Annotated in this window: 14 protein-coding genes; 12 read left to right on the forward strand and 2 right to left on the reverse strand. The window is 35.8% G+C overall.

All coding sequences use genetic code 11. The annotated features are described in order from the left end of the window. Positions 1-78: 78 nt before the first annotated feature. The 7 genes from ACECE_RS0208010 (at position 79) to ACECE_RS0208040 (ending at position 7,755) form a co-directional block, all read left to right on the forward strand. Complete coding sequence (locus tag ACECE_RS0208010; RefSeq protein WP_010246445.1) at positions 79-492, forward strand: Lrp/AsnC family transcriptional regulator; 414 nt, start codon at positions 79-81, stop codon at positions 490-492. Between the two features lie 156 nt (positions 493-648). Next, on the forward strand, positions 649-4,260 hold the full coding sequence (locus ACECE_RS0208015; RefSeq protein ID WP_010246447.1) for a sialate O-acetylesterase: 3,612 nt from the start codon (positions 649-651) through the stop codon (positions 4,258-4,260). Positions 4,261-4,605: 345 nt separating this feature from the next. Next, complete coding sequence (locus ACECE_RS0208020; RefSeq protein ID WP_010246450.1) at positions 4,606-4,884, forward strand: hypothetical protein; 279 nt, start codon at positions 4,606-4,608, stop codon at positions 4,882-4,884. Positions 4,885-5,282: 398 nt separating this feature from the next. Continuing rightward, a complete protein-coding gene (locus tag ACECE_RS0208025) occupies positions 5,283-6,158 on the forward strand; it encodes a hypothetical protein (protein ID WP_162862505.1) in 876 nt (291 codons plus the stop codon). Positions 6,159-6,275: 117 nt separating this feature from the next. Continuing rightward, complete coding sequence (locus ACECE_RS0208030; protein WP_010246454.1) at positions 6,276-6,764, forward strand: hypothetical protein; 489 nt, start codon at positions 6,276-6,278, stop codon at positions 6,762-6,764. A 138-nt stretch (positions 6,765-6,902) separates the two neighbouring features. Beyond that, positions 6,903-7,217 carry a DUF5104 domain-containing protein gene (locus ACECE_RS0208035; RefSeq protein ID WP_010246456.1) on the forward strand — a complete coding sequence of 105 codons (315 nt, stop codon included), beginning with the start codon at positions 6,903-6,905 and terminating at the stop codon, positions 7,215-7,217. After that, positions 7,192-7,755, forward strand: a complete 564-nt coding sequence (locus tag ACECE_RS0208040) for a hypothetical protein (RefSeq protein ID WP_010246459.1) — start codon at positions 7,192-7,194, stop codon at positions 7,753-7,755. Before ACECE_RS0208035 ends, ACECE_RS0208040 begins: the two co-directional genes overlap by 26 nt. Positions 7,756-8,023: 268 nt before the next feature. Here the strand turns inward: ACECE_RS0208040 and ACECE_RS0208045 are convergent, their stop codons facing one another. Continuing rightward, positions 8,024-8,764 carry a DUF2935 domain-containing protein gene (locus tag ACECE_RS0208045; protein WP_010246461.1) on the reverse strand — a complete coding sequence of 247 codons (741 nt, stop codon included), beginning with the start codon at positions 8,762-8,764 and terminating at the stop codon, positions 8,024-8,026. A 334-nt stretch (positions 8,765-9,098) separates the two neighbouring features. Between ACECE_RS0208045 and ACECE_RS26950 the strand changes: the two genes are divergently transcribed. From ACECE_RS26950 to ACECE_RS0208070, 4 genes are all read left to right on the forward strand, one after another. Continuing rightward, the gene (locus ACECE_RS26950; protein ID WP_010246463.1) at positions 9,099-9,431 is read left to right on the forward strand and encodes a L,D-transpeptidase; all 333 of its coding nucleotides are present in this window, start codon (positions 9,099-9,101) and stop codon (positions 9,429-9,431) included. 267 nt (positions 9,432-9,698) lie between these two features. Continuing rightward, positions 9,699-10,097, forward strand: a complete 399-nt coding sequence (locus tag ACECE_RS0208055) for a hypothetical protein (RefSeq protein WP_040428027.1) — start codon at positions 9,699-9,701, stop codon at positions 10,095-10,097. A 488-nt stretch (positions 10,098-10,585) separates the two neighbouring features. After that, on the forward strand, positions 10,586-10,867 hold the full coding sequence (locus tag ACECE_RS26955; RefSeq protein WP_010246468.1) for an ATP-dependent Clp protease proteolytic subunit: 282 nt from the start codon (positions 10,586-10,588) through the stop codon (positions 10,865-10,867). 143 nt (positions 10,868-11,010) lie between these two features. Continuing rightward, on the forward strand, positions 11,011-11,331 hold the full coding sequence (locus ACECE_RS0208070) for a YfjL-like protein (protein ID WP_010246470.1): 321 nt from the start codon (positions 11,011-11,013) through the stop codon (positions 11,329-11,331). 756 nt (positions 11,332-12,087) lie between these two features. Here the strand turns inward: ACECE_RS0208070 and ACECE_RS0208075 are convergent. Then, entirely contained in the window at positions 12,088-15,027 is a 2,940-nt protein-coding gene (locus ACECE_RS0208075; protein ID WP_010246472.1) for a discoidin domain-containing protein, read from the reverse strand. A 158-nt stretch (positions 15,028-15,185) separates the two neighbouring features. On the opposite strand from ACECE_RS0208075, the gene ACECE_RS26960 reads away from it, so the two are divergent. After that, positions 15,186-15,682 (forward strand): transposase (locus tag ACECE_RS26960; RefSeq protein WP_010246473.1); only part of this gene is annotated, 497 nt, incomplete at its 3' end.

Raw genomic sequence — 15,682 nt, forward strand, 5'->3', positions numbered from 1 at the left:
TATTATATGGCATCAAGCAATTGAGCCGTGGGATATTTTGCTTGAATGCACTTGAATGATGAAAGGATTTTTACTTGAATGATAGATCAAACAGATTTGGAAATTATTAAAATGCTCACTCAAAACTCAAGAAAGCAATGGCAGGATATTGGAGAAATAGTACATCTCACGGGTCAAGCTGTAAAAAACAGGGTCAACAGGCTAGAAAAGCTTGGAGTAATTGAGGGATATACTGTTAATATAAACTCAAAAAAATTAGGACTTGAAGTAACAGCTTTTATTACTATTTTTATGAAAACAACGGATCATATGTCTTTCCAACAATATCTGAAGCAAAGCGATTTAGTAACTGAAGCGAATAGAATAAGCGGTGAAGGATGTTATCTGCTTAAAGTACAAACAACCAGCCAAGAAGATCTTATTTCTTTTTTGGATGGGATATTAAAATTCGGTAATTATAAAGTTAACATGTCTATTGATAGAATAAAGTAAAATACATAATTATTAATAAAATTCCCAACTTAAAAAGGCATAATGGCCGAATATATATAATAAACAGAATTGCATGAGGGTTTAAAAAAATCCGTTTTCTAAGCAATATTTAAAATAAATATATTCTTAAAAAATTTATAGTATGGAGGTCGAATTATGAAGTTAAGTATCAGAATCAGAACTGCATTTGCAGCTGCAATTGCATTAGTGCTTTGCTCGCTTAGCCTTGTTCCAAACCAGGTGCATGCAGATCCTCAGCGTGGTCGGCCATACCTCAACTCAGCCAGGACTACATTCGTGGGTGACAACGGGCAGCCGCTGCGTGGCCCATATATTTCTACGGAATGGACATCGGCAGCGCCCTATGACCAGATTGCAAGAATTAAAAATCTTGGTTTCAATGCCGTGCACCACTACGCGGAGTGCTTCGATATCAATTATCCTAATGCTGGAAGCAAATCACCTGGGTATGCCGCTACTGAAATTGACAAGGTAGTGGAAAGAACGCGTGAACTTGGGCTATATCTTGTTATGACCATCGGTAACGGTGCCAATAATGGTAACCATAACACAAGGTATGCGAAAGATTTCTGGAGTTTCTATTCATCACGCTATGCAAACGAGACACATGTTCTATATGAGATACACAATGAGCCTGTTGCATGGGGACCACCTTATTCTTCCACGACGGCCACGCCAACCGGTGCTGTGGAAATGAATGTCGATGTATATAAGACCATCCGTGCAAACGCACCAAAAACTCCGGTATTAATTTTCTCCTATTCAGTGTTTGGCGGTACAGGAGGAACAACCGAAGCTTTGAAGGACATACAAGCTTTTAATAGTGCAGTTTTCGGCAAGCAGGACGCAGTGTGGACAAACGAAGCTGTTGCGTTTCATGGATATGCAGGCTGGGAGGCAACCAGTACCGCGGTGGATGGACTGCTTAAAGCCGGATATCCCTGTTTTATGACCGAGTATGCCGGAGGTGCTTGGGGAAGCGGAACGGGTGGATTTGATATCCAGCTTACATCCGAATTGGAACGCATGGGTGTTTCCTGGCTTACTTTTCAATATATCCCTCCTTCTGGTGTATCAGATGATGTTACAAAGCCAGAATATTTCTCGGCATTAGTTGAAAATGCCGGGCTTTCATGGAAGCCTGACTACGGTAATTGGCCGGCAGCTCGAGGTGTGCACGGTAATGGAGGATTACCAAGGAAAACATCGACCTGGGTCAATAATTTCCTGACCGGTACCACACGCATCGAGGCTGAGGACTTTGACTGGGGTGGCAATGATGTCTCATTTTATGACAAAGATTCTGAGAATAAGGGAGCACAGTACCGCCTTGATGAAGCGGTAGATATTGAAACGACAAAGGATGCCGACGGTGGATACAATGTTGGTTGGATTGAAGATGGAGAATGGCTCGAGTATACCATCTGGGTACAGCATCCAGGTTACTACAATCTCGCACTGCGTGTGGCAAACAACAGTGGAGGCAGTGTGCAGGTGAATTTCGGTAATCAGGATAAGACCGGAACATGGGTACTTCCGGTTACTGGAGGTGTTCAGACATGGAAAACAGACACACGGCAGGTGTTTCTCGGATCCGGACGGCAGAAATTGCGTATCAATGCTTTATCCGGCGGATTCAATTTGAATTGGATCGAACTATCTCCGGTATCAACAGGACCGATAGCAGATGGAACTTATAAATTTTTGAACCGTGCCAATACTATGACATTGCAGGAAGTAACCAGCAACAACTCTATTGTAACCAGCACTTACAAGGGAACAGCGGATCAGCACTGGAAAATTCAGCACATTGGTGGTGGCCAATACAGAATCTCATCAGCAGGCAGGGGTTGGAACTGGAACTGGTGGATGGGATTTGGTACTGTAGGTTGGTGGGGAACTGGATCCGGTACTTGTTTTATTATCAGACCGACTGGAGATGGTTACTATAGATTTGTGCTCGTTAATGATGGTACGAATCTGGAGATATCAAACAATGACTCAAGTAAGATAGAAGGGAAGGCATACCATGAAGGTGCCAATCAGCAATGGGCAATACAGTTACCTTCCGCTCCTGTGTTCCCGACGGGATTGAGTGCCACATTAAATTCATCCGGCAACGCTGTCAATCTTAAATGGAATACCACAACGGGTGCAAACAGTTACAACGTCAAACGGTCTACTACCAGCACAGGTCCTTATACAAAAATTGCCACAGGTATTACCTCGACAAACTATACCGATGATAGCGTGGTGGCAGGCGCAAAGTACTATTATGTGGTCAGTGCGGTCAGCAATGAAGTGGAAACTCTCAACAGTGCTGAAGCGACGCTGTTATACCCGAAACTTACCGGCACTGTTATAGGTACTACCGGTTCTTGGAATAACTCAGGGAATACAATCGCCAAGATTTTTGATAACGACCTGAACTCGTACTTTGATGCAGCTGCAGGAAGCGGTTGCTGGGCAGGGTTGGACTTTGGTGTCGGCGTGAGCAATGTCGTTATGCAGATCAGTTACTGTCCGCGACCCAACTTTTCACAACGCATGGTGGGCGGAATATTCCAGGGTGCCAATCTGGCTGACTTTAGCGACGCAGTGACGCTGTTTACCATTACGGCGCAACCGGCAACGGGTGTATTAACTTCGGCGAATGTGACCAATACGAACACCTTCCGCTATGTCCGTTATCTGTCTCCTGACGGCAGCTATGGCAACGTAGCGGAGATACAGTTTTTAGGTGCACCAAAATCTGCCGTAACACCAACTCCGACTCCTACCCTTATTGGAATTAAGGGTGATTTAAATGATGATGGCAAAATAAATTCGATGGACTTTGCATTGTTTAGATTGCACTTACTAGGCGTGACTCCTCTTACAGGAAAGAATCTTTCCAATAGCGATGTTTCTGGAGACGGGAATGCAAACTCCATAGATTTTGCATTAATGAAACAATACTTACTGGGTATGATATCTTCTTTTCCAGGACAGACTGAATCAACACCAACTCCAACATCACCAACTCCTACTCCAGCTGCTACTGCTAAATTCCATTGTTTTCTATTGTTGGGTCAATCCAATATGGCAGGTTATGCTCTGGCTCAAACCTCTGATAAAGTGGAAGACCCCCGAGTGCTTGTGTTGGGGTATGATAATAACCCTGCTCTAGGCAGGGTAAAGGATCAGTGGGATGTTGCATGTCCACCTCTTCATCCTTCATGGCTTGATGCCATAGGCCCTGGAGACTGGTTTGGCAAAACTATGATACAAAAAGTACCTTCAGGTGATACAATCGGGCTAATACCATGTGCTATCAGCGGGGAAAAGATTGAGACTTTTATGAAGTCCGGAGGTTCAAAATATAGTTGGATTACCGACCGGGCAAAACTTGCACAGCAAAAGGGCGGAGTTATTGAAGGTATTATTTTTCACCAGGGTGAATCAAATAATGGTGATCCTGCTTGGCCCGGTAAGGTAAAAACGCTGGTGGATGACCTTAGGAAGGATCTGAACATAGAAAATGCTCCTTTTATTGCCGGTGAACTGCTGTATAGCGGTCCTTGTGCCGGTCATAATAAACTGGTAAATCAGTTGCCTTCTTTGATTAATAATTGCTATGTAGTTTCTGCTAGCGACCTGGTTGTAGATCCTTCCGATACAACATATCGCCTGCATTTTAGTCATGATTCATCAGTTACCCTTGGCAAGCGGTATGCTGAAAAAATGATTCAAGTTCTCGGCTGGTAATTTGGCATAGATATTAGATTTTAAAGTACAAAGAATTTAAACTTGTAGTTCATAAGTAAAAGCTCCTGCAAAATAAGTAACAATTTTTATTTTGCAGGAGCTTTTGTGATATCTTCAAATTTCCATGGTCTATCCAGTTTTTTTGAGTTAGGAATCTATATGTTTCTTGAAAAACATTTTTCATTATTAATTTCCAAATTAAATCGACTATATGATAGAATTATTGTAGGCAATAAGATAGCTATAGGCATTTGACTAAATTTATATTTTATTTTGTTTTTTGAAGAAGCCTGTTGCTTATAGAACTAGGGAATAACCTAGATTTATTTAGAAAGAGAGGGAATAATGAAAACTGTTCAGTATAGAAAAACTATGATAATTGTTTTTATTATTTGTTTTATATTAGTGACACCTATCACTGCTGGAATAGTTAAAGAACAATTAATTGTTGGTGATATTGGCACAGCAGGATGGATTGAAACTTGGGAATGTAGATTACGCATGTTAGTTAGAAACGGCTTGTTGGAGGTATTTATAGTTAAGGTTGTAGTTATGAATAGCATTATATCTTTAATAGCCTCAATAATTTCATTTTTATTTGTTCCATCAAAAATTGAAGTTTAACTTTATGTAATAGTCTTTCTCATAGGTCTAGCTCAAACAGCATCATCTATGCTAAACGATTTTCGCAATGTTGAGAATCCATATGCCGTTTAGAGTGTGAACTTAATAATATTCAAAAACTGTCAAGAAGAGGATTTTTATGATTAATGGAATTTTTAAAGACACAATGACTTATAGAATATCTGAAGCAATACTAAGACGAATAGTATAAGCATAATACGAAGTTAGTTCGTAACATTTATATATTCTGAACTTTGAAGCGGTTTTTGATAGTACTAATTGAAGCTCAAAGGCGACGGACTTCAGAGAAGAACTCATTTTCATAAAGGGCATAGCATGAGGTTATCCTGCCCAAATCCACTCGTTTGGGGCGTAGCCCCATCAAGGAGAATGGCTAAGTGAGTTCAACTCGTGGACTTTGCAAATGTAAAACGTTAGCTGAAATCGGACACAAAACCACGAGCCATCTTTGGCTCGAAAAATCATTGGGGGATAACATGAAGAATAGGTTTCTGAAATTATTAATAATTATTTTTATTTCATGGGTTCTTGTTGGATGTAGTAATAAGGATAAAATACAAAATAATCCATCGTCAGATCAACCTAAAAAATCTCAAACAGTAAGTGTCATGAGAACTGATAAAAATAGTCCAGAAGAAACTATTAATGATTTTTTCTTTAAAGATATTCCTAAAAAAAAGCAATACGTTTATGAAGGAACTATATGGGGTGAAGCTTTAATTGCAAAAGAACAGTCTGAAGAGGCATACAGTGTAGAAGAGGTTAAAATAAAGGCAAATCTTACAATAACGGATATTTCTAAATTAATTGAAGGTAAAATATATGAATTGGATTTTACTATTCTTGGTGAAAAAGTTAGTCCTGCTTTTCGGGAACAGAAGCTTTTTTTATGGGTAACTAGGGAAGAAATATATGAACTTAGTCCAACAGAGAACTTTAATACAAAGGACCTTATTATCGATGGAAGATTTGACGACTTAGCTTATGCAAAGATTCTTGAGAAAACCGGACAATTACCAAGCGATGATAAAAATTTAATTCGGTTTTGTTACAAAGATATGAATTTTAAAGATTCAGAAAACCCGTTATTGCAAACAGAAATATCAGTAAAAAATAATATTTGTACTTATAATAGAACACACAATTCAGGACATTTTGAAAAATATGTGTGGGAAATTCATGAGGGTCTTACCTATTACTCTTTGGGATATGGTGCTAAAAAATCAGGAATGAGGTTAATGTACGTTAAATGATATTGGATGTTAAAAAATACTGGAAGTATTGTTTTACGGTGAAATTCCACTGTGGATTCAGGATTGTTTTAGGGGCATCCATCCGTGCGCCAGTTATTTAATATATGGAGGCTTACTGTGAATAGTAAGAAATTTATATTTATTTTAATAGCTATACTTGTTGTACTTATTTTGATCAGTTACTTTTATTATCCAATTATAAATTATACTTATTCTTCTTTAGATATAGTAAAAACTGTTCAATATGACCCAAGGAAAATAAAGGGAATAGAAGTATTTCCTTTAGAAACCGATGGTATTAAAGAGTTAGATATTAAGGATAGTCAAAAAATTGAGGAGTTTGCAGGCTTTATAAATTCATTAAGATTTAGAAAGCTAAGAGAAGCAGGTTTAATCGGTGGGGAAACACCACAAATAATGCTTGTTTTTACTTTTAACGATGGCACTAAAGAAAGCCTCGACATTCGTTATGCTAAGACAAGAGGCATTATAAATGAAATAATGAATGACTCATATTTGTTAATAGAATATGATAGAAACCCCTATAGATGTGTTAATTTTAGTTATGAAGGCTTTGAAGATAATATAAATAAATTTATCAATTAATTATATTTTCAGAATATGAAAGCTAGGTGCAATTGCCGTGACATCCTTGTCACGGTTTTCGGGTAAGGGTTTGAAGTTTTAGTTCACGTAAGTTTTATTATGCAAAGTAGAAATTTATATTTTATACGAGGTTATTAAATGAGAAATGGTATCTTTAAAAAAATCTCTATTTTAGTTTTTTCGTGTATTATTACCTTAGGGATATTATCAAGTTGCTCACGAGTGGATATGTTAGACTTCACAACAAATCGTGATGACAAGGTCTTTCGTGAAATGTTAGATAAGGTGTTTGTGGCACTGGATAACAAAGATAAAGAAGGGCTGAAATCACTCTTTGCCGTCTCTGCCATTAAAAAGAACTCAGACATTGACAGCCAAATCAATACTTTTTTTCAAGTATATAAAGGTCCATCAAAAATCGAGCATATTGATCTTCAGGAGACTGACACCTGATGAGCTTAGGTCAGTCGCCGAGAAGAACGATGCCTTCAATAAATTCGTATCTGTCATAGGCGAACCGAACTGTTCGTGGACAGTTTATGAATATTATTATTACGAACTTGATAACGGCTTGTTTGCTGTGTGCAAGCTGGATCATGAAGTCCGTCCCAGAGATTCTTCCGGCTATGCTGTAAAGCCTAAATCTATAGTAGCTATTTATATTGCAGATGAAAAAGACGATATTGAAACCATTTGGATGGCGGACGATATTGTTAAGGTAAATGGTAGGTATCGTTATTTCTCACCCGTTAAAAGAGAACTGTCTGAGGATTTTTTCAAATCTTTCGCAACGAGCAGCCACAGTTTAAGTAAACTGAAAGAGGAAATCGGACCGCCAAATACTGATGAAACATGGTATTGTTATTACAAGTTGGCAGATAACCGCTTTGTTGGATGTCACTATTCAGGTGACGATATAGAGGAGTTTTATGTTGCAGATTCAAAAGATAAGTTATACACAATTTGGGAAGCAAAATCTTCTTCTAAATAATTTCTTGAAGATTAAGGACGGATATAACACTTAGGTGAGTTTCCACAGCCGGCGTCGCGCCATGTACACGATATATGGAATTCCCTGCTTTGCTGCCTTTTATAGTTGATTTGTAATCCTTTGCGAGGAGGAGGGTTTGGAAGCAACGCGCAAGACCTCCCAATATACAGGCACACAGTTTATATATAAACAACGTATATATGCCTTATATTAAGCTTTTCATAAACCAAGTTAAGATAAACGCAAAAAACTGCCAATACCCCTATATTTAAAAGCTCCTAATTTTTTGCAGGTAATAGTTTTCCTCTCTAATCATATGGTCAGGCGTTAATGCTTTGAGAATTCCTAAAACTTTGCATTTAAGCTTTAACTCTCTAACCTTATTCAGATAGCAAACAAATTCTTCTATTTTCTTTTTCGCTTCTTCATTTAGATGCTTAAGTGCTCCAAGTCCTGTTCTTTCAAGCATCTTGCTGAGTTCATCAGTCTTTATTGCCAACGCATTGAAACATTTCTCAAAATCTTGAGCTTCATAGATAAGGCACTTTTCCGTCGGATCAAGATCACTTGCTATTATAGCTGCATGCCCTGCTGCATCTGGAATCCAGAGATTGTGGAAATTCAAATTCTCTAAAACAGTATTTTTATGAGCATTGATTTGTAAATTGCAAAGAATTATATAAAATTCCATGGCCTCATTTATCATATGATTATAAAATGTCGGTGGAAGGCTTGTATTTAACTGGCACTCAAGTAATCTTTTAAGTAAAACTCTTTTAAAGTTTATAAAGTTTACTAATAGATTCATACATTCATGTAAAATTGAATCGATATTATTTATTTCATCAAAACTATTTGAAATTTTATGCAATTTAGAAAAAGACTCTTTATAATAGTTTGCGAGGTATATTGCTTCCTGTTCATTATAGGATAATGACATGAGTATAAACTCTCCATGATCTCTCAAAATACCGGTCCAAAATCTGATTTCATCAATCGGCTTTAGCATAGGAAGGGTTCCTCCAATCAAAATGATACTATATTGTATGGTATATAACGAAATAAAGTTACATAACTCAAATTTTAATATTTTTGTATAAGTATCATTTAAGTAAGTAGGGGTCTCTTTATTCGGCTTGTTAATTGGCTTCTTATGTAACAAATCAACTATGATTAACATAAAATGTTATGAGGTGATTAAAATGCTAAATGAATTACATACTCATAATTTCCACGGAGTAACTACGTTTGACAGTGGGCATGTTCATTAGTATGCAGGACAAACTAGTGTAGAGTAACACTTCCTATCAAGCCGAATAAATTATATTGAGAGGAGTATTTTTATGTATAGGATTGAAATTGACACACAAAAAAGGGTATTAACCCTATTCAATGATAACAATTTGGTAAAGAGATATCCTGTTGCAGTAGGAAAGCCTTCTACTCCAACTCCACCCGGGAACTGGACCATAATTAAAAAAGGCTTGTGGGGAGCACAGTTTGGCGGGCACTTCATGCAGCTTAGCGTTCCGTGGGGAATCTACGGTATCCATGGAACCGATAAGCCATGGTCTATATCACAAGCAGTAAGTCACGGATGTGTACGAATGTACAGTCCTGATGCGGGTGAGCTTTATAATATGGTTCCCATCGGCACGCCTGTGCACATTTATTAGAGGATGAAGAGATATAAATAATTGGTTTTCTAACTTTGTCAGTATTGATTCTGCAATAAACGTTTTGGAAAATAACGACAGCTAAATAACGCTATTTTGATCACTCATTATTATATTCATTGTTTAAGTCCTTTGAAATCTGCAAAACTATAAAATCCTTTAAAATCAAATTTTATAAGAAAAGTGCTTCTGATAGGAGGTTTGTATTTATTCTAAAATAATGTTTATACTATAACATTAACGCTCATAAAATACTCAAATTAAAGGATGTTTAAATTGGAGAACAATGATTTAATTAATAAAATATATAAACTCAGTGATAAATATAACGTTATTTTAAAAGGCAATATTGTAATCTGTGGAAATGTTAATTGTGTATTATTTGGCCACTATTGCAAAAGTACATTGTTTTATAAGGATCTTTTTAAAGTTACGAAAGATACTTTAAGCGTAAATAAGGTTGCAAATAAAAACTTAAAGGAAATGAAAAAGCTTATAAAACAATATGGCTATAAAAAGGTATGGACCAAAGGCGTATTTTCTTTATATGGAGATTTAAGACCTTTGGCAGAAAAAGCAGGATTCGGTAAATGGTCTGAAAACGGATTGATTTCACACCAAAAATATGGAACTAATTTTTTGGTTTCGGCAATATTTTATAAGTAAGTAGTTACCTTTCTTTGTAAGAAAATCAAGTGAAGTAAAGGGGAAATCTTTCACAGAATGCCTGTCAGCATCACTACCATGTACTACTCAGGCTCATTAAAATTTTTTATTGTTCCTTTGTTTATTATTTTTCATAAATATTTAATTTGTTATATAATTAATTCATCAGAAATTCGAAAGGTGATTGATAATGTTTAAAATATTATCAAATGTTGTAAAGTGTATAGAAAAACATTATTTAGAAAACATCGCATGCAAAGCGTCGCGTCCTGCGACGGATTAGAAAGCATTGCATTGTAGTATTATTTGCTAGAATACTTATTGTGAGGGGTTAAAATGAAGTACACATTTATTTTATTGATATTTTTAGTTGTTATATTACTTATCTTTGTTTGTTACATGTTTATTAATAAGAGCGAGAGGAAGAACAATAAAATTGATGTCACTATTGGTAAGGAAAATCTATAGCTATCAATAAAACTTGTGGAATGGCTGCATTTTTATTGTCATCAGGTACTAAAGGAAAAAGAATTGCTTTAGAAAATAGTAAGATAGTTATGGCGCCACTATCTGGGAAAAATACAAGTGATTTGAGTGATGCGCAAAAAAAATCTATTGAAACTGTTATAAACAAAATGAATGAGATATGGTTAAAAAATACAGGACAAGACATTGCTAGAATAATAAATGATAGTGAAAACTTACGAGTATTTAATCAACATGAAGCAAGAGATTATGGAATTATAGATAGAATTGGATTTGATAGTTAAGGTTGGGGGGATTAAATATCGCTACGTCCTTACGCCGATTATATGAGTAGGTCTTTGTAGAGTATAATTGGTAAGGATAAAATGGAAATTTCTCCGTAAACACCCAGCACAAAGGGTAACTTAGTATGTAAAGGGGATAAAATATGAAGTCTAAAGTTAAACGATTGCTTATTATAATAGTAACAATTGTAATCATAACTGTTTTGGTTTTGTATGCAAGAAATTACTATTATAATGGTGACCAAAAAGAACATGCCAGAGTTGCGGATATAGTTAAGGTTTATTTAGAAAATAAATATCCTGATAAAAAATTTATTGTAAAATATAAAAGTTATACGTTTTGGTATACATTACGTGAGTTTACTGTTGCTACAGAAGATGACCCCCAAAGGGAGTATTCTATACTTACTGAACAGGATAAAATAACAATGGATGAATATTCAAATGCTGAAGAGTCGAAATAAAAAATGGCATAAATAGCTGTTTGGGAAATGGGTTTTTAAAAGAGCTTTTTTTATGTACAACTCTGGCTTTAAGGAGACATTTTATAGTTTTACAATGCTTTTGTTAAGATTGTTGCCTTAAGATGGAGGTCGCAGAAACAAAACAATAATAATATTATTGGCCGCAGCATCCGTGTTGCTCTTGCTTTGTGGGTCCGGTTCAGATCCGCCGCATACGCCACTTGGGGGGCAAGGCGGCGCCTCCTGCGCCGGTTGTGTAAGAAGGGCTATGTAGTTTTGAACAATACACACATATTATTTTGTAACTGCTCAGGCATTCCATCTCGGGGGATGCCTGTGTTAATATCTAAACATGGTCTTTGACCCCATGTCTAAAGATAACTCAAATAAAGGGATACCGTAGTGGAATCCCCATATCTTACAATTTAATAATTGCTAGAGTGTCTGAGGTATAAACGGTTCACCTTTTACCGCTTTCGCCAGACTTTCCATAACCTTTTGACCATTCTTTTTATAATAGGAAGAATATCTTGTTGGCTTAATAAGTATTTCAAAAAATGAGCTTTTGAAAAATCTCAAAGGTGAGTTAGAAACTGGTTATAAAAACAATAAGTATTGCCAATTAATGAGAAGTTTATGTATGAAACTTCAATAATTGGCAATACTATAGTTTTAGTCTTAATTTGGTATCATCATTTTCTATTTCACCATTGAGGTTAATATCACTATATTATCAATGTATGAGCTGAACATGCATTAATATAATTGATCTAAACAGTTGATTTCATCAGAGTAAAGCTGGAACTCATAAATCCTTGCTATATTATCATAATCCGCTTGATCAATATATAGTTGTACATACCTTGCTTCGATTCCCATTTGCAAATTTATATGAGTTATTCCGGTAGTAGTATCACCATCTAGCACTACATTCTTGATAGTCTTCCAGTCATTAATGCCATCAGGGCTGTATTTTAACGTGAAACTTCGTGTGTAGTATTGTTTTGTCTCTGGAAAACCTGCACCACGTTCATGAACTACCTTCAAACGCTGTATTTTATAGATATTGCCAAGGTCTACATTAAGCCATGAATTATTTCCTTTATCAGGACCTGAGCACCATTTATCGCCCCAGTTATTCCATGTGCCATTGACTGCTTTTGCGGGGGATTCTTGATTGCCATTGTATCCCCAATCCTCAACACTAGCATTGGCAGGTTTATTTAATGTAAGGTTTTCAGATGAACTTTGAGGGGCATCATAATATAGCTGAAACTCACAAATTCTTGCTGCACCATCAATATCTGGGTTTACGATATAAAGCCTCAAGTATCTTGCCTCTATATGGTTTGGTAGGTACCTGTTTGTGATTCCTTGTGTATTGTTACTTACGATATCTATTTTTCTCCATGTAATTTTATCATAGCTTGCTTCAAGCTTGAAATCCCTGGTAAACAAGTTGGAATACCCAAACCCTGCCCCGCTTTGATGTATTACCAACCATCTATTTATCTTTTTCACTTCACCTAAGTCTACGCTCAACCAAGAATCGGCGCCTTTACCAAAACCTGAGCACCACTTATCAGACAAATTTCTACATGTACCATTAACTGCTTTTTCAGGAGTTTCAATAGAATTAACAGTGTCTTTTGCATTCACTCTTTTGTTATATGCAAGATTACCCTTGTCAGGAACTTTAGGGTTACAATAAACCGTCTTTGAATAAGTTATGGGATATCCTCTGTAATTCAGAAAGTTCATAGTAACAGTATAATTACCTGCTTCATAATTAAAATCTTTAAAATCAACTTGACCTTTAATCATTCTATAGGCATGTTCCTTATTGATTTTTGTGTCTGGTATAGATATGGTTTTACTTGGTGATTTTACAGTAGCACCGGTAAATTCCATGGCATTGTAGTTTGTAAAATAGAAAGGAAGATTAGTGTCATTTGTTTTATCAGAAATTATCAAATTACTGTTATCTGCTAAATCATTACATGAAATCGATGTCACCGTTGACATTGGACCTTTTGGCATCATCCTCAAGTAACCATCACCATAACCCTTAATATCTAGATTTTGTGCAGTTGCACCTGTCTCCAAATCCACAATCTGGAAATCATTTAATACCGTAGGTAAAAAATCCACACTGTTTAAATCAGAAATCCTCAGCCATACTTTCTTGTTAGTTATATCTCCAACTAATTCTGTTAAATCAAAAGCAAAAGTTGCTGAAGATTCATCAAAAGTGCCATCATAAGAACGAAAACAATCATCATTAGCGGGGAGTATATTTACATAATTAAAGCCTTTTGGAGTATTTGTTTCCGATGAATCTGTTACTGCAAATTCAAAACCTGCATTTCGTAATTTTGATGTTACATTGACTTCTGCAACAATCTTCGGAGAACTATCAGTATTAACTGTTATGGAATAGAATCTAGTTCGATTGTCATTTGAATCTTCATCCATGCGTCCCATACAATTGAATCTTTTTACTCCGGTCTGGAAACCTGGAATTGATGATACTTCATTTATAGCATCATAGGCAATATATAAAAAACCTTCATAGTGATATTTTTGATAATATCCTGGCGAGAGGCCTGCGTTATTTGCAATAATAAAAACTCCGAGTTCTCCATTGTCTTTTATTCCATTTTCATTTATATCTGTCCAAACGTCATCGTTAAAGCCTACTATTGTCATCACATGGCCACCAGGACTAGTTCCTGTTCCATAAGAAGCTGCAAATTTATCAACAAATGAATCATCATTCGAGCTATTAGTATTATTTTTAATTTTTCTAAATTCATAGTTAAAAATTGAATTAGTATTAAAGGTAAGAATTTCACCATTTATAAGTCTTGACTTTATTTGTTGAAGATCAGTATCCTCAGGGCTAGTAATAGGTGTATATTCTTTTTCATCTGCACCAATAATTTCCACTTTCCAATCAGAAATTCTATTATTTAAAGCCTTTATATAATCGCTACTTTTTTGTGACACTGCCATATATTCAGGTTTATAAGGATTGAAAGGATAATCATTCAAGGTGAGACAACCTACAGATTGCATTTTATTGTATGCATCAATTGGATGTATTCCATCATTTTCACCCTTATTAAGTAAATTATATATCCATTTTGGTGAAAACTTTAATTTGTTCTCTGGATCATTTCTGACATCAAGATTCTTTGCCATAGCCATCATGTAAGTATATTGATAATAGCATGATGCTGAGGATACACAAGTATTGTGAAGTCCTGCTACCATAATAGGTGGAAAGTATTTCAATTTGCTATTGTCAACATATTTGGGCGAAACACTATATGTTGATGATAAGCTATTTGTTGTTACATCCTGACTTCTAAAAGCAGTGTTTGTAAGTGTTGATGTACTGCCTGCAATTGCTGATTCAACCAGTTTTGAAAGACCCTTTGACTGCCTTTCTTTATTTATCCTTTCAATAGCAAGTGCATTTGGTTTGATTACTTCTTTCGAGCTTTCTTTAACCTTTTCGTTTATAAGGTCTTCGGACTCTTCATCGTATTTTGCACCCAAAGTACAATCATACAATTGGCTTTTCTCAAACACTTTTGTTTCGGAACCTATTTTTGTTGCACTCAATGTTGTTGAAGGCAACATGCTGATTAGTAAAGATAATGACAAAATGCTTGATATTACTTTTTTCAAAAAAATTCCCCCTTATTGAATGTTTATTAGTTATTTGCGAAATGCTATAACGCTTGAATTTACTGCATTTCAAATTGATATTTTTATTGTTTTCCCCCTCCGCTTCTAGTAAAATATAGGTATCTAATCCAATTTTAAACAAGAGAAGGGGAAAACAAATGGTAAAACTTTATAAACAAATTTCTTTTGCTGACACATTCGAAGAATGTAAAGATGTTTTTCAAAATAATAAGCCAAAATTTCTTAAGCTACTCTCACAACATCTTGATTTATCTTCGCTTATACCACAGGATTTTTATTGGTCTTACCACAAAACTCTAGGGAGAGACCGTAAATATTCACTCTCTTCAATGCTTTCAGCATTAGTTCTGCAGAAAATTCTTGGCATTCCTACAGTTTCGCTACTCATTATTTTTCTTAATTTATGCCATGAAGCCCGTGAATTCTGTGGCCTTCCAGACGTCCCTCATAACTCTCAGTTTACACGGTTCAAACAAGATTTCGTTATTTACCTGGAAAACTTCTTTAACCACCTTGTAGATATTACAGAACCTATTTGCCAGGAAATTAACACTACTCTTGCATCCACTATCGCTTATGATACTTCAGGTATTGAAACCTTTGTAACTGAGAATAACCCAAAGTTCATAAATTC

This window comes from Acetivibrio cellulolyticus CD2 (assembly GCF_000179595.2).
Classification (GTDB): Bacteria; Bacillota; Clostridia; order Acetivibrionales; family Acetivibrionaceae; genus Acetivibrio; species Acetivibrio cellulolyticus.

Bases quoted from the DNA above. Each gene is read 5' to 3' on its own strand.
- ACECE_RS26955 (WP_010246468.1), top strand. From the start codon at position 10,586: ATGGCTGCATTTTTATTGTCATCAGGTACTAAAGGAAAAAGAATTGCT.
- ACECE_RS0208035 (WP_010246456.1), top strand. From the start codon at position 6,903: ATGAGAAATGGTATCTTTAAAAAAATCTCTATTTTAGTTTTTTCGTGT.
- ACECE_RS0208045 (WP_010246461.1), bottom strand. From the start codon at position 8,764: ATGCTAAAGCCGATTGATGAAATCAGATTTTGGACCGGTATTTTGAGA.
- ACECE_RS0208015 (WP_010246447.1), top strand. From the start codon at position 649: ATGAAGTTAAGTATCAGAATCAGAACTGCATTTGCAGCTGCAATTGCA.
- ACECE_RS0208070 (WP_010246470.1), top strand. From the start codon at position 11,011: ATGAAGTCTAAAGTTAAACGATTGCTTATTATAATAGTAACAATTGTA.
- ACECE_RS0208020 (WP_010246450.1), top strand. From the start codon at position 4,606: ATGAAAACTGTTCAGTATAGAAAAACTATGATAATTGTTTTTATTATT.
- ACECE_RS26950 (WP_010246463.1), top strand. From the start codon at position 9,099: ATGTATAGGATTGAAATTGACACACAAAAAAGGGTATTAACCCTATTC.
- ACECE_RS0208055 (WP_040428027.1), top strand. From the start codon at position 9,699: ATGTTTAAATTGGAGAACAATGATTTAATTAATAAAATATATAAACTC.
- ACECE_RS0208010 (WP_010246445.1), top strand. From the start codon at position 79: ATGATAGATCAAACAGATTTGGAAATTATTAAAATGCTCACTCAAAAC.